Annotated in this window: 19 protein-coding genes; 9 read left to right on the top strand and 10 right to left on the bottom strand. The window is 72.6% G+C overall.

Features of this window, described 5'->3' with window-relative positions; translation table 11 throughout:
• Window positions 1-242: 242 nt before the first annotated feature.
• Entirely contained in the window at window positions 243-1,166 is a 924-nt protein-coding gene (locus ACRAKJ_RS31505; protein ID WP_438926690.1) for a heme o synthase, read from the top strand.
• A gap of 105 nt (window positions 1,167-1,271) precedes the next feature.
• The gene (locus ACRAKJ_RS31500) at window positions 1,272-1,973 is read left to right on the top strand and encodes a hypothetical protein (RefSeq protein ID WP_438926691.1); all 702 of its coding nucleotides are present in this window, start codon (window positions 1,272-1,274) and stop codon (window positions 1,971-1,973) included.
• 4 nt (window positions 1,974-1,977) lie between these two features.
• Here the strand turns inward: ACRAKJ_RS31500 and ACRAKJ_RS31495 are convergent, their stop codons facing one another.
• From ACRAKJ_RS31495 to ACRAKJ_RS31485, 3 genes are all read right to left on the bottom strand, one after another.
• A complete protein-coding gene (locus ACRAKJ_RS31495) occupies window positions 1,978-2,673 on the bottom strand; it encodes an HD family phosphohydrolase (RefSeq protein WP_438926695.1) in 696 nt (231 codons plus the stop codon).
• Between the two features lie 72 nt (window positions 2,674-2,745).
• Complete coding sequence (locus ACRAKJ_RS31490; RefSeq protein WP_438926692.1) at window positions 2,746-3,393, bottom strand: hypothetical protein; 648 nt, start codon at window positions 3,391-3,393, stop codon at window positions 2,746-2,748.
• A gap of 6 nt (window positions 3,394-3,399) precedes the next feature.
• Complete coding sequence (locus ACRAKJ_RS31485) at window positions 3,400-4,407, bottom strand: hypothetical protein (RefSeq protein WP_438926693.1); 1,008 nt, start codon at window positions 4,405-4,407, stop codon at window positions 3,400-3,402.
• Window positions 4,408-4,629: 222 nt separating this feature from the next.
• On the opposite strand from ACRAKJ_RS31485, the gene ACRAKJ_RS31480 reads away from it, so the two are divergent.
• Complete coding sequence (locus ACRAKJ_RS31480; RefSeq protein ID WP_447008765.1) at window positions 4,630-5,232, top strand: FKBP-type peptidyl-prolyl cis-trans isomerase; 603 nt, start codon at window positions 4,630-4,632, stop codon at window positions 5,230-5,232.
• Between the two features lie 58 nt (window positions 5,233-5,290).
• Here ACRAKJ_RS31480 and ACRAKJ_RS31475 read toward each other — a convergent pair whose 3' ends face one another.
• Both ACRAKJ_RS31475 and ACRAKJ_RS31470 read right to left on the bottom strand, forming a co-directional pair.
• Window positions 5,291-6,265, bottom strand: a complete 975-nt coding sequence (locus tag ACRAKJ_RS31475; RefSeq protein ID WP_447008764.1) for a quinone oxidoreductase family protein — start codon at window positions 6,263-6,265, stop codon at window positions 5,291-5,293.
• Between the two features lie 29 nt (window positions 6,266-6,294).
• Entirely contained in the window at window positions 6,295-7,890 is a 1,596-nt protein-coding gene (locus ACRAKJ_RS31470) for a DUF885 domain-containing protein (protein WP_438926712.1), read from the bottom strand.
• Window positions 7,891-8,086: 196 nt separating this feature from the next.
• Between ACRAKJ_RS31470 and ACRAKJ_RS31465 the strand changes: the two genes are divergently transcribed.
• Complete coding sequence (locus tag ACRAKJ_RS31465; protein ID WP_438926717.1) at window positions 8,087-8,356, top strand: hypothetical protein; 270 nt, start codon at window positions 8,087-8,089, stop codon at window positions 8,354-8,356.
• On the top strand, window positions 8,353-9,204 hold the full coding sequence (locus tag ACRAKJ_RS31460) for an ATP-grasp domain-containing protein (RefSeq protein ID WP_438926713.1): 852 nt from the start codon (window positions 8,353-8,355) through the stop codon (window positions 9,202-9,204). The genes ACRAKJ_RS31465 and ACRAKJ_RS31460 overlap by 4 nt, the downstream gene beginning before the upstream one ends.
• 212 nt (window positions 9,205-9,416) lie before the next feature.
• Here ACRAKJ_RS31460 and ACRAKJ_RS31455 read toward each other — a convergent pair whose 3' ends face one another.
• Window positions 9,417-10,991 (bottom strand): sodium:solute symporter family transporter, encoded by a 1,575-nt coding sequence (locus ACRAKJ_RS31455; protein WP_438926714.1) that lies wholly within the window; start codon window positions 10,989-10,991, stop codon window positions 9,417-9,419.
• Window positions 10,991-11,407 carry a DUF485 domain-containing protein gene (locus ACRAKJ_RS31450; RefSeq protein ID WP_438926715.1) on the bottom strand — a complete coding sequence of 139 codons (417 nt, stop codon included), beginning with the start codon at window positions 11,405-11,407 and terminating at the stop codon, window positions 10,991-10,993. Before ACRAKJ_RS31450 ends, ACRAKJ_RS31455 begins: the two co-directional genes overlap by 1 nt.
• A gap of 330 nt (window positions 11,408-11,737) precedes the next feature.
• On the opposite strand from ACRAKJ_RS31450, the gene ACRAKJ_RS31445 reads away from it, so the two are divergent.
• The 4 genes from ACRAKJ_RS31445 to ACRAKJ_RS31430 all read left to right on the top strand — a co-directional run bounded on the left by ACRAKJ_RS31445 (window position 11,738) and on the right by ACRAKJ_RS31430 (window position 15,829).
• The gene (locus tag ACRAKJ_RS31445) at window positions 11,738-14,296 is read left to right on the top strand and encodes a sensor histidine kinase (RefSeq protein ID WP_447008763.1); all 2,559 of its coding nucleotides are present in this window, start codon (window positions 11,738-11,740) and stop codon (window positions 14,294-14,296) included.
• Window positions 14,293-14,736 (top strand): roadblock/LC7 domain-containing protein, encoded by a 444-nt coding sequence (locus tag ACRAKJ_RS31440; protein WP_438924951.1) that lies wholly within the window; start codon window positions 14,293-14,295, stop codon window positions 14,734-14,736. Before ACRAKJ_RS31445 ends, ACRAKJ_RS31440 begins: the two co-directional genes overlap by 4 nt.
• Window positions 14,737-14,743: 7 nt before the next feature.
• Window positions 14,744-15,259 (top strand): DUF742 domain-containing protein, encoded by a 516-nt coding sequence (locus ACRAKJ_RS31435; RefSeq protein ID WP_438924950.1) that lies wholly within the window; start codon window positions 14,744-14,746, stop codon window positions 15,257-15,259.
• 105 nt (window positions 15,260-15,364) lie between these two features.
• A complete protein-coding gene (locus ACRAKJ_RS31430) occupies window positions 15,365-15,829 on the top strand; it encodes an ArsR family transcriptional regulator (RefSeq protein WP_438924949.1) in 465 nt (154 codons plus the stop codon).
• Here ACRAKJ_RS31430 and ACRAKJ_RS31425 read toward each other — a convergent pair.
• From ACRAKJ_RS31425 to ACRAKJ_RS31415, 3 genes are all read right to left on the bottom strand, one after another.
• Entirely contained in the window at window positions 15,766-16,719 is a 954-nt protein-coding gene (locus ACRAKJ_RS31425; RefSeq protein ID WP_438924948.1) for a COX15/CtaA family protein, read from the bottom strand. The genes ACRAKJ_RS31430 and ACRAKJ_RS31425 overlap by 64 nt on opposite strands.
• Window positions 16,720-16,762: 43 nt before the next feature.
• Window positions 16,763-17,482: an ABC transporter permease gene (locus ACRAKJ_RS31420; protein ID WP_438924955.1), complete on the bottom strand. Its 720-nt coding sequence runs from the start codon at window positions 17,480-17,482 to the stop codon at window positions 16,763-16,765.
• Window positions 17,483-17,544: 62 nt separating this feature from the next.
• The gene (locus ACRAKJ_RS31415; protein ID WP_438924947.1) at window positions 17,545-18,459 is read right to left on the bottom strand and encodes an ATP-binding cassette domain-containing protein; all 915 of its coding nucleotides are present in this window, start codon (window positions 18,457-18,459) and stop codon (window positions 17,545-17,547) included.
• Between the last annotated feature and the right edge of the window lie 189 nt (window positions 18,460-18,648).

Raw genomic sequence — 18,648 nt, 5'->3', positions numbered from 1 at the left:
ACTCACTAAGCGGCGGTTGACGGCTGGCGGTGAACTCAATCGTGTCCGTCAGGCCCGATCCGCGGTTCCCAAGGTCCACCGGCCAGCCTAGTCCGGACAGCGGACGCACGTGCTACTCACGCTCTGTGGGTGTACGCACAGGCGTAGCCGGTGTGTACAGGGACTACCCGAACGGGCTCCCCGTGCAACGCGCGGTTACGATCTGCTCATTCCCCACCGGACTTGACGAGGAGCGCGCTGTCATGAGTGCCGTCACCGAGGCCCCGGCGCGGTCGCCCCGACAGGTCGTCGGTGCGTACGTGGCGCTGACCAAGCCCCGGGTGATCGAACTGCTGCTGATCACCACCATCCCGGCGATGCTGCTCGCCGCGCGCGGACTGCCGCCGCTGTGGCTGATCGCGTGCACCCTGGCGGGCGGCACCCTCGCGGCGGGGTCGGCCAACGCGCTCAACTGCTACGTGGACGCCGACATCGACTCGGTGATGAAGCGCACCAGCGCCCGCCCGCTGGCGAAGGACTCGATCCCGCCGCGCAACGCGCTGGTGTTCGGCATCGTGCTCGGCGTCGTGTCGTTCGGGTTCCTGTGGCTGACGACGAACCTGATCTCCGCGGTGTTCGCGGTGGCCACGATCCTGTTCTACATCTTCGTCTACACCCTGGTCCTCAAGCGCCGCACCTCGCAGAACATCATCTGGGGCGGCATGGCCGGCTGCATGCCGGTGATCATCGGCTGGTCGTCGGTGACCGGCACCGTGGCGTGGCCCGCGCTGGTGATGTTCGGCGTGATCTTCTTCTGGACGCCCCCGCACACGTGGGCGCTCGCGATGAAGTTCAAGGAGGACTACGCGCGGGCGGGCGTGCCGATGCTGCCGGTGGTGGCGACGGCGCAGCAGGTGACCCGGCAGATCGTCATCTACTCGTGGATCACGGTCGCCTGCACCCTGCTGCTGGCCCCGGTGACGTCGTGGGTCTACCTGGCGGTCGCCGCCGCCTCGGGCGTGTGGTTCGCGGTGTTCGCGCACCGCCTGCACGGCGTCGTGCGCCGCGGCGGGTCGACGAACACCATGAAGTTCTTCCACATGTCGAACCTGTACCTGATGCTCGTGTTCTGCGGCCTGGCCGTGGACGCGGTGATCGGCCTGCCGGTCCTCGGCTGGCCCTTCTGATCCTCCCGATCACACCGACGAGGTAACCGCGCCGGCCCTGGTCACGCTCGGTGTTCGCCCGCTTGACCCACTTTCCGCATAATTGCGGATAGCTAGCGTGTGGACATGCCCGAGCAGGAGAAGGAGCCGGTCGCGTTCCGGCGGGGGACCGTCGACCGGTGGCAGGTGTACGGCGGTGTCGCCGGCGTGCTGAGCCTGCTGCTCACGGTGCTCGGCGGCCTCGCAGACCTGGTGCAGCCGGCCTTGGTCGCCGCCGTCGCCGCCACGCTCGCCGGTGTCGTGCTCCTCTTCCGCTGGGGCCGGGACCCCGGACCGCTCCGGTTCGTGCTGCCCGTCCTGCTCGCGGTCGGCGGCGCGGTGGCCTCCGGCGTGCTCGTCCGCCCCGGCCCGCCGGCCGCGGTCGGGGCCGGCACGACCACGCCGGGCACCGGTTCGACCACCACGTCCGCCGCCGGCCGGGGCTCCGGTGAGTTCCGCGTCCAGCAGGGGGTCATCCTGCGCCGGGGACAGGCCGTCGACCTGGACGCGCGCGACGCCGACAACGCGGGCATCGTCCACGCCCCGACCTCCGACACCGACCTGGAGCACCGGGACGGCCTGCGCGCCCGGGACCTGGCCCCGGTCGCCGGGCGCCCCGGCCTCCACGCCTGTGCCGCGGTCCCCTCGCTCACCACCCACGTCCCGGCGGACCGGGTGGGGGAGGGGACCGCGTTCTGCGTGAGGACGTCCGGCGGCCGGTGGGCGCGGGTCCTCGTGACGTCCGCCGCGGCGGACGCCGTCGAGTTCGACCTGGTCGTCTGGGACTGACCTCTCAGGACACGGCCGTGAGCAGGTCGTTGACCGTCGGGTCGTCCAGCGACTCCACGATGCACGACCACAGCTCCAGGTTGGCCGTCGCCCACCGCGAGTAGGTCGCCGCCGCCTCCGGGTCGTAGAAGTAGTACCCGGCGTCGTGCTTCCCGCGCTGCTCGCCGACGATCTTGTGCGCCAGTTCGCGCAGCGTGATGCCGTTCTCCTCCAGGTACCTGGGCGCCAGCACCACCGGCGTCACCGGCAGCGCCTTGAACAGGGTGTCCGCGTCGGACAGCGCCTGCGCCTCGGGCGAGATGTCGCGGTGGCGGGTGCGCATCTCGGCCTCCTCGACCACCGCGTCGACCCGCGCCGCGACCGCGTCCGGGACGCCCGCGCGGGCCAGGATGTCCATCCTCAGGCTGCGCCCGTCCACGGGCAGCGAGTTGCGCCGGACCATGTAGTTCACGTCGTGCACGAGGGCGGCCACCTCGACCAGCGCGGTGTCGGAACCGTTGCGCCGGGCGAAGTGGACCGCCTTGTCCCGGACGAAGCTGACGTGGTGCCAGCCGTGGAACTGGAGGCGGGCGGCGAGGTCGTGGCACAGGCGCCACACCTCCCGCTCCACCTCGGTGATCGACCGCGTCGAGAGCGTCGCCCCGCAGGTCGTCGCCGTGCCGGTCGCCGCCGCGCCGGCCGCCGTGGTGGTGTTCGTCATGGCAGTGCTCATCGGGCCCTCCCGTGTCGGGTGGGGCCGATGGTAAGCGCGCGCGAACGGCCGCGACGGGGTCTAAAGACTCCTCGTGAGCACCTCCAACCTCGACTCGACCGGCACGTGGCGGTGGCTCGTGCGGGTGTCCGGGTCGTAGCTGAGGCTCCACGGGCGCACCGCGCGGGACTTCACCAGGAACGTCAGGGTGTCGTCGGCGGCCTTCGGGATGCGGTGGAACTCGTGCGCGAGCATCGTGCCCGAGTTGCCCTCCACCGCCTCGGCGCTGCGCAGCAGGGTGGTGGACAGGATCGCCAGGTCGTCGTCGTCCACCTCGGCCGTGAAGCGCTCGTGCAGGTAGGAGCCCTGCACGATGGTGGTGCAGAAGTGGTAGCGGTGGTTGTGGATCGAGTCCGCGTAGCCCTGCCGCCAGTCGCACTGCGGCTTGTACTCGTGCAGCCAGAACGTGAAGGGCTCGGCGGGCTCGTCGCGCAGGCACCACGCGAAGTGGGTCGTGGTCTCGCGCGATCTGGCCACCACGCGCATCTCGTCCTGCGGCGAGAGGGCGCGCAGGTGCTCGCGCAGCCCCTCCCGCAGCCCGGGCCGGTCCGCCCACTCCCGGAAACGCCTCTCGACGTGTCCCCAGTGGTCGACGACAGGGGGGTCGGCCACGGAGATGAGCGTGGCGAGCTCCGCGAGGGCGGAGAACCCGGTTGACTCGGTCGGCACGACTTATCAGCTCCCCAACTGAGCGAAGGCGGAGAATTCTTTGCGGAACCGGTGGAACTTCTCCTCCAGTTCCCGGAACCCGTCCTCGGTGAGGGGTGTCCCGGTGATCTTCTCGAACAGGGCGAGGAAGTCGGACCGGTTGGTGCCGGGCGTGATGACGATGTGGAGCCCCGCCTTGGAATTGCTGATGCGCAGGAACTCGGTGCGTTCCATCCCGTAGATGAACGACCCCTCGGTGAACCGCAACGTACGCGGGTAGAGACGTACCACACCCGCGCTGGTGTTGCTGTACAGCGTGAGCCAGGCGCTGTCGTCGAACAGCTCCAGCCGGTCGAGCGGCGGGTCGGACACGATCGTCAGGTCGATGCGCGAGCACCGGCCGCGGGCGAGGAACAGGCCCACCAGGCCGACGTGGATCTGCTCGCGCAGCCGCGCCACGATCGTGTCGTAGTCGCCGTCCGCGCCCTCGTGCCGCAGCAGGTAGCGGGCGCGCCCGCTGATCGCGTCGCCGTCCCGGGGATCGGCCAGGACGGCCTTGAGCTCGCACTCCGTCTGCGACAGCAGCAGCCGGCAGGCCGCGTAGCGACCCGCGAAGCCGCGGAACACGTACAGCCGGGTCCGCTCCAGGTCCTGCATCATGACCTGGTTGAACACCGGGTCGGGCTTCGCCGTCGGCTCGAACACGTGGCTGGGGAAGAACTCGCGGTCGAGCGCGCGGTACTCGCTGGTCAGCTCGCGCAGCGCCCGCCGGCTCTCCTCGACGACCGGCGCCACGAGGGCGCGCTGCGTCGCGGAACTGGTGATGAGCGTCTGCCCGAACCCGACCACCGCGGACACCATCGTGCCGGTGCCCAGCGCGGTGACGAGCGTCCTCGCCATTCCTTGATCCACTGCGCTGGAAATGGTCAAGCAGATGCCGGAGATCACGACGAGGATCAGCAGGAGCAAACCCGTTCGGGTCCAGAACAATTCCTGCAACAGGTTGCTGCGGACGCCCCGCGGCTCCGCGGACACGATGTCACCTCCTTGGCCTCCACCTGAACGGACGAATGCTCTCGGTATCCGATCAAGTGCGCGCAGTTACTGTACGCGCGCGTACGCAACGACGGAAGCGGTAATTAGTGGCACATTTGCGGATAATTTCGGAGATCGACGACAGCGCACCGTGACCGGCGTTGGGCCTGCTGGTGGGGTCTGCGGTGTGGCGTCCGGGGCCGACCCATAACATCGGCAACCATGCGTACTGTCGGCCGTACGGCCCTGGCCATCGTCTCCCTGTTGTCCGCCGGTCTGGCGCTGACCGCGTGCACCGCGAGCGACCGCCCGTCCACCCAGACCAACACCCCGAGCGCCACGGCCCAGCAGCAGGCCGAACCGACCGGGCAGACCGGCACGAGCGAGGCCGAGTTGGCCGAGCCCAGCGGCCCGCCGTGCGAGGTGTCGCAGTACGGGGTGACCGGCGCGCCCGGCGAGAAGCCGACCATCACCGTCCCCACCGGCTGCACCCCGCAGGACGGCCTGGTCGTCTCGGACGTCACCGAGGGCACCGGCGCGGAGATCAAGCAGGGCTCCACCGCCTCCCTGCACTACGTGCTGGCGACGTTCCGCGACCAGCGCACGCGTGAGGCGTCGTGGGACGGCGGCCAGCCGTTCGAGCTGACCAACATCGGGCAGGCCAGCGTCATCAAGGGCTGGAACGAGGGCCTCATCGGCCTGAAGGAGGGCGGGCGCCGCCTGCTCGTCGTCCCCTCCGACAAGGGCTACCCCAACGGCCAGGGCGACATCCAGCCCGGCGAGACGCTGATCTTCGTCGTGGACGCCGTCAAGGTCGAGGGCTGACCCCACCGGACGCGGAGGGGGCCCGGCGGCGCACCGCCGGGCCCCCTCCCGCACGTGCTCAGGGGACGAGCAGCAGCTTGCCCGTCGTGCGCCGGCCCTCCAGGTCCTCGTGCGCCCTGCGCGCCTCGGCCAGCGGGTAGCGCCCGCCGACCCGCACCCGCAGCGAGCCGTCCGCGACGGCGGCGAACAGCTCGCCCGCCCGCCACTCCAGCTCCTCGCGCGTCGCCACGTGCGCGCCCAGCGACGGCCGGGTCAGGAACACCGAGCCCGCCTGGTTGAGCCGCTGCGGGTCGAACGGCGGCACCGCGCCGCTGGACCCGCCGAACAGCGCCAGCACGCCGCGCGGCCGCAGGCTCGCCAGGCTGCCGTCGAACGTCGTCTTCCCCACGCCGTCGTACACCGCGGCCACGCCGACCCCGCCGGTCAGCTCCCGCACCACCGGCGCGAAGTCCGCGACCTCGTCGTAGCGGATCACCTCGTCGGCCCCGGCCCCGCGGGCCAGCGCCTCCTTCTCCGCCGTGGACACCGTGCCGATCACCCGCGCGCCGCGCGCCTTGGCCAGCTGCACCAGCAGCAGCCCCACCCCGCCCGCGGCGGCGTGCACGAGCACCGAGTCGCCCCGCTGGACGGGGTAGGTGGACGCGACCAGGTAGTGCGCGGTGAGCCCCTGCAGCAGCAGCGCGCCCGCCGTGTCGTCGTCCACCGCGTCGGGCACCGGCACCGCTTGCGCGGCGGGCACGACGACCTGCTCGGCGTAGCTGCCCGGGGCCTGCGCCCACGCCACCCGGTCGCCCACCGCGAAGCCCGCCACGTCCGCGCCGACCGCGCTCACCCGGCCGGCGCCCTCCAGGCCGACGCCGAACGGCAGCGCCAGCGGGTAGCGGCCCTCGCGGTGGTAGCAGTCGATGAAGTTCACCCCGGCGGCGGCCACGTCCACCAGCAGCTCGCCCGCGCCGGGCGACCTCGGCTCCACGTCGGCGAACTCCAGCGCGTCCGGTCCACCGGTCGCGCGCACCACCACAGCCTTGGGCATAACCGCTCCTCCGTGCGTGTCCTGATCCGTCACCCGCCGAGCGCGACCCGGCGGGCCAGTCCCAGCGGCAGCGCGCCGGAACCGGCCAACGTGTCGTGGAAGTCCCGCAGCGAGCCCGTGTATTCCCCGCGGATGCGGTCGATCTCCAGCGCTCCCGTCAGGTAGGACGGCGCCTGCGTCGGCCACGCGCAGTACCGCTCCACCTCGCCCGCCGCCGTGCCGGGCGTGAGCGACGCCTTCGTCGTCATGAAGTGCTCGGCCTCCTCGACGCCCATGTCGCCGCAGTGCAGCGCGGTGTCCACGACCATCCGCGCCGCCCGGAACAGCCGCGCCTCGACGTGCGCCAGCTCCTTCTCCCGGGTGGTGAAGTAGCCGTGCTCGCGCAGCAGCTTCTCCGCGTACAGCGCCCAGCCCTCGGAGAAGTACGGCGTGCGGAACACCTTGCGCACCGGCCGGTCCTGCGCGGCCAGCCACGACAGGTGCCAGTGGTGGCCGGGGTACGCCTCGTGCACCGCGATCGACACCATCTGCGCCCGCGAGTTCGTGCGCAGCCGCTGCGCGGTCTGCTCGGCGGTGAACCCGTCCGGCGGGAACGGCACGAAGAAGTGCCCCGTCCGCAGGTCGGTCAGCGGCGGCGGCGACATGTACGAGGCGACCGCCAGCACCGGGCGCTGGAACGTCGGCGACGGCACCACCCGGCACTCCTCGCCGTCGGGCAGCGTCACCAGTTCGTGCTCCACCAGGAACTCGCGCGCCCGCCGCGTCTCCGCCTCGTACTCGGCGCGCATGTCCTCCGGCGTCGGCGGGTGGTCGTCCTGGAGGGACAGCATCACCGCGTGCCAGTCGTCCCGGCCCGCCAGCTCCTTCATCTCGGCGTCCAGCTCCGCGTACGCCGCCTTGCCGCGCTCGTGCAGCTCGGCCGCGCCGTAGCCCAGCACCTCCTGGTCGAGCAGCAGCCGCGAGTACAGCTCCTCGCCCATCCGCCAGTCGCCGCCCGCCCGGGTCGCGAACCCGTCGAGGAACGCGGCCAGCTCGTCGAACGCGACCGCGGCCGGTTCGGCGGCCTCGGCCAGCTCGGCCCGCAGCGCCGGGTCGGACACCTCCGCGGGCAGCGTCCGGGTCAGGAACGCGCGGCCGGTCTTGGCCTGCGCGGCGCCCCGCCGCACGATCTTCGCCGACGCCAGCGCCGGGTCCAGGTTGGCGCGGCACGCCGCCAGCACCGCGGGCACCTCGGCCAGCCGCTTCACCACGCTCGCCACCAGCTCCGGCTCCGGCCGCAACCGGTTGAGGAACGCCGCGAACAGCGGGTAGAGCACCGCGCCGGTGTACGCCGACGGGTCGCGCCGCCACGAGGGCCACGCCGCCTTCGCCCGCACGCCGCGCAGCACCGAGACCACCAGGTCCCGGTCCACCGAGCCCTCCAGGTCGTCCGTCCGCACGGCGGTGAACCGGTCGAGCCACGTGCCCGCCTCGCGCTCGTAGCCGTCGAGCGCGGCGGCGCTGAAGTCGCCGAGGGTGTGGTCGTGCGCGAGGGAGCCGAGCATCGCGGCGGTGCCCGGGTTGCGGTCGAAGTGCCAGGTCAGGAACTGCGCGACCAGCTGGTCGAGGCTTGTGGTTTCGCTCACGAGCACGCAAGTTACCCGCAGGTCGGGCGGTTCGGGCGGTGGCGCGGTGGCCGTTCGGCTTTGCCCGTTGACGTTCACCCCACGGCCCGGTGAGGCCGCTCACGGCACGCGAGTTACCGACAGGTTCTAGGCTGGGCGGGTGGCTGAGGACAACGCTGAGGGCAACGCGGGCGAGCGCCGGGTCGACCCGAAGAAGATCGACCGCGCGGTGAAGACCGCGTCCGCGTTCGTGGCCGCGCACGGCAAGCCCGCGCGCGCCGTGGTGGAGAACGTCGGGCGCGCCGGGGCGCGGGTCGTGCTGGTCGGCGCCGACGGCGCGATGGGCGACGTGGTGCTGCCGGACGTGGCGTCGGCGGAGGCCGTCGTCGAGGCGGTGGCCGACCTGGAGTCGCACGAGTGGGACCGCGAGACCACCGCCGCGGTGAAGATCGGTCCGGCGCACCGGCGGAAGATGGCCGGTCGGTGAAGGTCCTCTTCGCCACCTGCGCCGCCCTGCCCGCGGGCGACGGCGACGACGACGCGCTGCTCGGCGCGCTGGCCGACGTGGGCGTGCGCGCCGAGTGGGCGCGGTGGGGCGCGCCGCTCGACGCCGACCTCGTCGTGCTGCGGTCCACCTGGGACTACCCGGAGCGGCTGACCGGGTTCCTGGAGTGGTGCGACGCGCAGCCCGCGCTGGCGAACCCGGCGCACGTGGTGCGGTGGAACGTCGACAAGGCGTACCTGGTGGACCTGGCGAAGGCGGGAGTGCCGGTCGTGCCGACCGCGTTGGCCGAGCCCGGGTTCACCGACTGGCCGGACGGCGAGTTCGTCGTGAAGCCGACCGTCGGCGCCGGTTCGCGGGGAGCCCTGCGCGTCGCGGCGGGCGACCACGCGGCGGCGGCGAGCCACCTGGCGTCGCTGGGCGGCCCGGCGCTCGTGCAGCCGTACCAGTCCCGGGTGGACTCGATCGGCGAGACGGCGATGGTGTTCCTCGGCGGCCAGTACTCGCACGCGTTCACCAAGGGCGCGATGCTCACTCCCGACGCCCAGTACGACGAGACCGGCCTGTACCTCCTGGAACGCCTGTCCGGCGCCACCCCGAGCGCGGCCCAGCGCCGGGTGGCGGAGGACGTCCTGGACGCGGCGGCGTCCCTGCTGGCCCTGCCCCGCCACGAGCTGCTCTACGCCCGCGTGGACCTCGTGCCGGGCGAGGACGGCTCACCGGTCCTCATGGAACTGGAACTGGTCGAACCCTCCCTTGGCTTCCGCCAGACCGACGCCACCGCCCCGCTCCGCTTCGCCTCCGCGGTCCGCACCGCCCTGTCCCGCCACTGACCCGAGAGTCCAACGCCCAGACCCCGAGAGTCCAACGCCCAGACCCCGAGAGTCCAACCTCCGGGCCCGGTGAGTTCTGCGTTCAGGACCAACGGCGTTAGCCCCGAACGCAGAACTCAGGGGTCCTGAGCGTTGGACTCTCGCGACCCGGGCGTTGGACTCTCGCGACCTGGAGGTTGGACTCTCGCGACCTGGGGGTTGGACTCTCGGGGTTACTTGAGGCCCGAGCCGATGCCGGTCAGGGAGCGGACCTCCATCTCGGCCTGCTTGACGGGGTCCGCCTCCTCCTTGGACAGCACCGTGCCCAGGTAGCCGCACAGGAACGAGAACGGGATCGAGACCAGGCCCGGGTTGCCCAGCGGGAACAGGGCGAAGTCCACGTCCGGGAAGATCGACGTCCGCGCGCCCGACACGGCGGGGGAGAAGGCGATCAGCACGATGCACGAGCCGAGCCCGCCGTACACCGCCCACAGGGTGCCCGGGGTGTTGAAGCGCTTCCAGAACATCGTGTAGATGATCGTCGACAGGTTCGCCGACGCGGCCAGCGCGAACGCCAGCGCCACCAGGAACGCGACGTTCTGGCCGTTGGCCGCGATACCGCCGGCGATCGCGAGCAGCCCCACGACCACCGCGGTCAGCCGGGCGACGCGCACCTCCGAGCGCGGGTCGGCCTGGCCGTGCTTGATCACGTTGGCGTACACGTCGTGCGCGAACGACGCCGACGCCGTCAGCGTCAGCCCCGCCACCACCGCCAGGATCGTCGCGAACGCCACCGCGCTGACGACGCCCAGCAGCACCGCGCCGCCGACCTCGTAGGCCAGCAGCGGCGCGGCGGAGTTCTCGCCGCCCGGCGCGGACCGGATCTCCTCGGTGCCCACCAGCGCCAGCGCGCCGAAGCCGATGACCAGCGTGCACAGGTAGAAGATCGCCATCATCCACGTCGCCCACACCACCGAGCGGCGCGCCTCGCGGGCGTTCGGCACGGTGTAGAAGCGCATCAGCACGTGCGGCAGCGACGCGGTGCCCAGGACGAGCGCCAGCGCCAGGGACAGGAAGTCCAGCCGGCTCACCGTGCTGCCGCCGTAGCGGGCGCCGGGTTCCAGCACCTCCGGCCCGAGCGGGGTGTTGCGCGACGCCGTCTCCAGGATCGCCGACAGGCTGAACCCGAACTTGCCGAGCAGGAACACCGTCATCAGGGTCACGCACAGGATCAGGAAGACGGCCTTGATGATCTGCACCCACGTGGTGCCCTTCATGCCGCCCAGCAGCACGTACAGCACCATGACGACGCCCACCACGGCGATGATGACCGCCTGGCCGCCCTTGGTGTGCACGTCGAGCAGCAGCGCCATCAGCGCGCCCGCGCCCGCCATCTGCGCGATCATGTAGAACAGCGAGATCACCAGGGTCACGTTCGCCGCCGCCGCGCGCACGGGCCGCTGCCGCATCCGGAACGCCAGCACGTCGCCAAGGGTGAACCGGCCGGTGTTGCGCAGCCGCTCCGCGATGATCATCAGGCCCACCAGCCAGGACACGACCCAGCCGATCGAGTACAGGAACCCGTCGTAGCCGTTGACCGCGATGCTGCCGGAGATGCCGAGGAACGACGCGGCGGACAGGAAGTCGCCGGACAGCGCGATGCCGTTCTGCGGCCCGGTGAAGCTCGACCCGGCGGCGTAGTAGTCCGCCGCCGTCGAGTTGCGGCTGCCCGCCCGGTACACGATGAACAGGGTGATCAGCACGAAGACGCCGAAGACGCCCAGGTTGATCGCGGTGTTGCCGCCCATCAGGCGCGGTCCTCCGTGGTGAGCGAGCGGACCGCGGCCACCCTCGGGTCCAGCGTGCGCCGCGCGTAGCGGGAGTAGGACAGGGTGAGCGCGATCGTGGTGACGAACTGGAGCAGGCCGAACAGCAGGCCCACGTTGAGCACCCCGAGCACCGGCGTGCCCATGAAGTCCGGCGCCCACGCCGACAGCGACACGTAACCGAGGTACCAGAGCAGGAATCCGCACGTCGCGGGCAGAACGAAGATCATCGTCCGCCGGCGCAACTCGCGGAAATCGGCGCTGTCCTGGAGCGCGACGAAGTCGGGCTTCCCGTCGTCGTCGATCAACAACGCCGGCGGGGGCTCCTCGAAAGTGGCGAAGCCGCGTCCGCCGCGGGCCTGTCTCGAATCCGCCGGGGGCAGGATCGCCTTCGTCATCAATCCTCCACGGGAATTGTGCGCGCGGTGCGACGGGGGTGCTCCGGCGTCCGGAGAGCGCTCAGCGTAACCACGCCGGGCCGCCAGTCAACGCCCCCGGCGACCTGGACAGCTCGTCCGGACGGAGTCGACAGGCGGCCCCCGCTTGCGTCGTTAACCGGAAAACTTCCACCGTCACGCTGCGCCGATCGGATGAGGACCGACCGCAAGGTCGTTGTCCCCCGCCTGCCGAACACCTACTATCGCGCAGCAACATCCACCCGTTCGCGGCGAAAAGGTTGCGGCGTCGTTCAACTTTGAAACAACTACGGACTTTCCGGGGCTTGTCTGGTGACTGGCGACAACAACGCGCGCGGGCAGTGGTGGAGAGCCGTCGCGGACTGGCGGAATTGGCGCCTCCCGGTCAAGCTCGCCGCCGTCCTGGCGGTGCCGGTCCTCGTCGCCGTCGGCGCGGGCCTCGTGCAGATCCGCGGCTACGTGACGAGGGCGGACAACTACTCGTCGATGCAGCGCCTGGTCACCCTGCGCGCCGGCCTCGACCCGCTGATCGAGGGCGTGCAGGCCGAACGCGCGCTCGCCGCCCAGCGCCCCGACGACGGCGGCGTGGACGAGCGGCGCTACCGCGACCTGACCCGCGCCACCGACACCGCCGCCGCGGGCGTGAAGAACCTGATGGGCCGCACCCCGACGCTCGGCGAGGTCACCGCCGCCCGGTTCCGCGACGTCGTCGTGCAGCTCGACGGCCTGCCCCAGCTGCGCGACCGGGTGATCGCGGGCAGCGTCGACCTCTCCGGCGGCATCGGCGGCTACACCGTCGTGCTGCGCGCCCTGCTCGACTTCGACCAGGCCATGGTCGGCGACTTCGGCGACCCGGCCCTGTCCGGCACGGCCACCGCCCTGCACAACCTCGCCATGGCGGGCGAGCAGGTGTCCTGGCAGCAGGCCACCATCCTCGCCGGCATCAGCCGCGGCGCCCTCCTCGACACCGAGCGCACCTCGCTGGAGCAGTCCTGGACCCGCCAGCAGGACAAGCTGGCCGACTTCTCCGCCGTCGCCACCCCCGAGCAGCAGGCCGACTACCGCGCCGCCGTCTCCGGCCCCGACGTCGACACCCGCAACCGGCTCCTCCAGGACGTGCGCGCCAACCCGGCCGCCGTGCGCGGCGGCGTCGACGTCGACCGGTGGAACAGCGGCTCGGAGGGCACGACCAAGCAGCTCGGCGTCGTGATGCGCGGCCTGGAGGCCCGGCTCGACACCACCGCGTCCCGCCTCCAGGACGCCACGTCCGACCTCGCGGGCGCGGCCTCGGTGATCCTGCTCGCGTCCCTGTTCGCCGCCGCGGCCATCGGGTTCGTCGTCGGCAGCTACCTGCTGCGCTCGCTGCGCGCCCTGCGCACCGCCGCCCTGGACGTGGCCGAGCACCGCCTGCCCGCGCTGGTCGCGCAGCTGCGCGAGGACGCCGCCCACGACATCGCCGTCGAACCCGTGCCCGTGCACACCCGCGAGGAGCTGGGCCAGCTGGCGCGCGCGTTCGACGCCGTGCACCGGCAGGCGGTCAGCTCCGCGGCCGAGCAGGCCGACCTGCGCACCGGCATGCGCAACGCGTTCATCAACCTGTCCCGCCGCAGCCAGGGCCTCGTGGAGCGGCAGCTCAAGCTCATGGAGGAGCTGGAGCGCCAGGAGGAGAACCCCGAGCAGCTGGCGAACCTGTTCAAGCTGGACAACCTCGCCACCCGGATGCGCCGCAACAACGAGAACCTGATGGTGCTCTCCGGCAGCGACGTGGCCCGCCGCTTCACCCGCCCGGTGCCGCTGGGCGACGTGCTGCGCGCCGCCGCGTCCGAGATCGAGCAGTACCAGCGGGTCGTCGTGCAGACCACGCCGTCGGTCGAGGTCGTCGGCTACGCCGCGGGCGACCTGGTCCGGCTGGTCGCCGAGCTGCTGGACAACGCGACCACGTTCTCGCCGCCGCGCACGCAGGTCGTGGTGGGCGGCCGGGCGCGGCCGGGCGGCGGCGTGCTGGTCGACGTGCTCGACCAGGGCGTCGGCATGTCCGAGGAGGACCTGGCGCAGGCCAACCGCCGCGTCGAGCTGGCCGCCGGGGACGAGTCCGGCGAGCTGCCGGTGTCCCGCCAGCTCGGCCTGTACGTGGTGGGCCGGCTCGCCGGGCGGCACGGCGTCGAGGTCGTGCTGCGCGAGCAGGGCGACGGCCTGCGCGCCGTCGTGGCGCTGCCCGCCGAGCTGGTCCGCGCGGTGCCCGCGGCGCCCGCGCGCCCGGTGCCCGCCCAGGTCGGCGGCCCCGTGGCGCAGCGGCTCGCGCGACCCGGCGGGCCGCACTCCGGGCCCCAGCCCGCGGTCGAGCGGGTGGTCGCCGGACCGAGGCCCGCCCCCGGCGCGCACCGGGTGGCGCCGCACGCAGGGCCGCCCGACGGCGTCGCGGTGGACCTGCCGTCGCGCCCGGCCCCGGCCCCGTCGCCGCGCCCCGCGCGCCCGCCCGCCTCGCCGCCGAAGGAGGACGGCTGGGCGCCGTTCCGCGGCACCACCACACCCGACGCGCCGACCCCGACCGCGGGCGAGGGCCCCGGCCGCACCGGGTCGGTCTGGTTCGGCGGCACCAGGGTGCCGCCGAGCCCCGCGGAACCCGCGCGGCACCGTGCCGCGGACACCCACGAGCGCGGGGAGGCGCCCGTGAACGACAACCCGTCGGAGCTGCCGAAGAGGCGGCCCCGCACCAACCTGATGTCGGAACGGCCGGGTGCACCCGATGCGGTGGCACCCGTACGGAGGGACCCGCAGGCGACACGCGGCTTCCTCGCCAGCTACCAGACCGGCGTCCGGCAAGGTGAGCGGCAATCCGGTGAGAACCGAGCTGGGCAGGAGAGTGGATGAGCACGCAGAAGTCGCGGCAGGTCGACCAGTTCGGCTGGCTGGTGGGCAACTTCGCCGAGCGCGTGCCGGGGGTGGCCCACGCCGTGGTGATCTCGGTGGACGGCCTGCTGCTCACCGCGTCGAACGGGCTGCCGAACGACCGGGCCGACCAGTTGGCCGCCATCGCGGCCGGGGTGGCGAGCCTCACCGAGTCGGCGGCGCGCTGCTTCGACGGCGGCGGTGTGCTGCGCTCGGTGATCGAGATGCAGTACGGGATCATGCTGCTGGTGTCGATCCGGGACGGCTCGTGCCTCGCGGTGCTGGCCGCGCCGGACGCGGACGTCGGCCAGGTCGCCTACGAGATGACGGTCGTCGTCGAGCAGGTCGGCCAGCTCCTCACCCCCGAGCTGCGCGCCCAGCTCCACGGCGCGAAGCGGATGATGGCCCGCCCTTCCGCGTGAGGTGGTCATGAGCGACCAGGAGCCACCGAACGAGCAGTCGTTCGCCGACCTGCTCAACGGCTTCAGCTTCGACGCGCGCCGGCGGCGACCGGACAAGCCGAAGCCCGAGGAGCCGTCGACCGGGGAGACCAGGCCGCACCGACCGGTGTTCGACGACGGGGACGACGACGTCGACTACCCCCGCGAGGAGGCGGCGTCGATCGTCCGCGCCTACTCGTGGACCGGCGGTCGCACCACGTCGTCGTACCAGCTGGAGCTGGAGACGCTGGTGTCCGCGGTCGACTGGGAGTTCCCGGGCGGCATGAAGGCCGAGCACCACGAGGTGATCTCGCTGGTGGCCAGGCCGCGGTCGGTGGCGGAGGTGGCCGCGCTGCTGCGGCTGCCGCTGGGGGTGGCGAAGGTCCTGCTCGGCGACATGGCCGAGCGGGGCCTGATCGACGTGCACGGGAACGGGGCCGGCGACGGCGAGGAGCCCGACCTGGGCCTGATGGAACGGGTGCTCGCGGGCCTGCGCCGGCTCTGACGGCGCCCCGCCGGGGCGCCCGCCTTTGCGCACTGATCGACATGCGACCTACTATGACTTCAGTGTCGACCGAAGAACGAGGTCGGCCGGAGCTGAGGGGGACGCATGAGCGTCGGACGGGAAACCCGGCTGTCGGCGTGGATCGAGCGGTTCGCGGCGCACTTCGAGAAGGAGGGCATCCCGCTGATCGGCGGGCGCATCCTCGGCTACCTGCTGGTGTGCCAGCCGACCGAGCGGACCGCCGCCGAGCTGTCGCAGGAGCTGGAGGCGAGCAGCGGTTCGATCAGCACGAACATGAAGTTCCTGGTCAACGCCGGTCTGGTGACGAAGCGCACCCGGCGCGGCCGGCAGGCGTCGCAGTACCGCATCAACGAGAAGCGGTGGGCGGACCTGGTGCAGACCAAGCTGGACGCGCTGGTGAGCGTGCGGGAGCTGACCGAGGCGGGGATGCGGCTGATGAGCGGCGACCCGGAGCGGGCGGTGCGGCTCCGGGCCGTGGACGACCTCTACGCGTGGCTGGCGACCGAGCTGCCCGCGGTCTGGGAGCGCAGGCCGTCGTCGACGAAGTGAGCCCGTTCGCGGGTGGAGGTCCACAGGGCGGCGGTGGCGACGACCACCGCGCCCGCGCCCAGCACGTGCAGTGAGACGAGGACCTCGGGCACGCCGGTCCAGTACTGGACCATGCCGAGCACGCCCTGGGAGAGCACGACGGCGACGAGCACCCAGTAGGGGCGGCGGGGCACGGGGTGGCCGCGCAGGGCGAAGCCGAGTGCGACGAGCATGCCGAGGAAGAGGAACAGCAGGTCGGCGTGCAGTTGGGCGAGGGTGTCGACGGGTGCGTCGAGGCGCGGGGTGTTCGCGTCGCCCGCGTGGGGGCCGGCGGCGGTGACGAAGGTGCCGGCGAGGAGCAGGAGGCCGAGGACGGCGGCCTGCACGACCTGGAGCGCCATCAGGGGCCGGGGCACGAGGGGGCGGGCGGGTGCGTCGCCCTCGCCGAGGGCGGCGACGAGCAGCACGGCGAACCAGACGAGCACCATCGAGATCAGGAAGTGGACGCTGACGGTCCACCAGAGCAGGCCGGTGAGCACGGTGAGGCCGCCGACGACGGCCTGGAGGACGACGCCGCCGAACTGGACGAGCGCGAGCTTCACGACGCGGGCGCGGCGGGGGCGGTCGAACCAGGCGGCGAGGACGCAGAGGGCGGCGATGACGCCGACGACGCCGGTGAGGGTGCGGTTGCCGAACTCGACCCACTGGTGCAGGGAGGCGACCTCGGGGTGTTCGACGGGCACCATGCTGCCCTCGAAGCACTGGGGCCAGGTGGGGCAGCCGAGGCCCGACCCGGTCACGCGCACGATCGAGCCGGTGACCGCGATACCGCCCTGGGCGATGACCACGGCGATGGCGAAGGTGCGCTGGAACGTGCTGAGGAAGCGGGTGAACCAGGGTGGGGCGGACACGTCCCGATGGTAGGTACCGGTTCCTGAGAGCGGCCGGCCGGGGTCAGTCGACCCTGGTGGTGCGGGTGGCGAGGGCGCCGGCGGCGAGGCCCCAGGCGAGCAGGACGGCGACGGGGCGCAGGCCGGGCGCGCGGCCGTCGACGGCGGTGGTGTGGAGGGCTTCGGCGAGCGCGGCGGACGGGAGCAGGTCGACGACGGTGGCGAGGGGGCCGGGGAGGGTGTCGACGCCGAGGGCGACACCGCCGATGAGGAGCAGGACGAACCAGGCGATGTTGGCGAGGGCGAGGACGATCTCGGCGCGGAGGGCGCCGCCGAGGAGGACGCCGAGGGCGCCGAAGGACAGGGTGCCGAGGACGAGGAGCAGGGCGGTCCACAGCAGGCCGGTGGGGCCGGGGAGGTCCCAGCCGAGGAGCAGGGCGACGGCGGTGATGATGGCGGCCTGCACGGCGACGACGGCGAGGGCGGCGGTGACGCGCCCGGCGACGAGGAGCCAGCGGGGCAGGGCGGTGGCGGCGAGGCGCTTGAGGACGCCGTAGCGGCGGTCGAAGCCGAGTGCGATGGCCTGGCCGGTGAACGCCGAGGAGATGACGGCGAGGGCGAGGACGCGGGCGGTGGAGGTGGCGACGCGCGGGTCGGGTGCGGGGATGGCGGTCATGAGGCTCATGGCGACGAGCAGCGCGACGGGGATGAGGACGGTGAGCAGTACCTGTTCGCCGTTGCGCAGGGTGAGCCGGGTCTCGGTGCGGGCCTGGGCGAGGAGCATGCGGCCGAGGTGCCCGCGGCCGGGTGCGGGGGTGAAGGTGCCGGGGGTGAAGCGGGGGTGTGTCACGAGCGCAGCTCCCTGCCGGTCAGCTCCAGGAACACGTCTTCGAGGCTCCGCTTGGCCACGGTCAGCTCCTCGGCGAGGACGCCCTGCTGGGCGCACCAGGAGGTGACGGTGGAGACGACCTGGGGGGTGATGCGGCCCTCGACGAGGTAGGAGCCGCGGTTGGCCTCGCGCACCTTCATGCCCTCGGGGAGGGCGTCGCGCAGCAGGGTGAGTTCGAGGCCGGGGCGGGCGCGGAAGCGCAGCTGCTGGTCGTCGGCGTGGTGGGCGGTGAGCTGGGTGGGGCTGCCCTGGGCGACGACGCGGCCGTCGTCGACGATGACGACGTGGTCGGCGAGGGCTTCGGCCTCGTCCATGAGGTGGGTGGTGAGCAGGACGCTGACGCCGTCGTCGCGCAGGGCGCCGACGAGTTCCCAGACGAGGTGGCGGGCCTGGGGGTCCATGCCGGCGGTGGGTTCGTCGAGGAAGACGAGTTCGGGGCGGCCGACGAGGGCGCAGGCGAGGGAGAGGCGTTGCTGCTGGCCGCCGGAGAGCCGCTTGTAGGGGGTGCGGAGGGCGGTGCCGGTGAGGCCGAGGACGTCGAGCAGCCAGGCGGGGTCGAGGGGGTCGGCGGCGCAGGTGGCGACGAGGCGGAGCAGTTCGTCGGCGCGGATGCCGGGGTAGCCGCCGCCGCCCTGGGGCATGACGCCGATGCGGGGGCGGAGGCGGTCGCCGTCGCGGGCGGGGTCGAGGCCGAGGACGCGGACGGTGCCGGCGTCGGCTCTGCGGAAGCCCTCGCACACCTCGACGGTGGTGGTCTTGCCGGCTCCGTTGGGGCCGAGCAGGGCGAGGACGGTGCCGGTGTCGAGGGTGAGGTCGAGCCCGTTCACGGCGGGGGTGGAGCCGTAGCGCTTGACCAGCCCCGACACTTCCACGGCAGGGCGTTGGGGGTGCGGGCTCACGACGGGGAAGCCTAGGGCGTCGGCGGGCGGGTGCCGGTGGTGGGGTGCCGGTGGTGGGGTCAGCCCCACCGGGGTTCTCCGGGTGGCTTCAGGGTTTCCTCGGGGGTGTTCCGGATATTCCGGTGGCTGTTCCGCCACGAGGATTTTCCCGTGGCGCGTATT

Source organism: Saccharothrix sp. DSM 118769, assembly GCF_052936295.1.
This window is presented reverse-complemented; position numbering and strand designations above follow the sequence as displayed.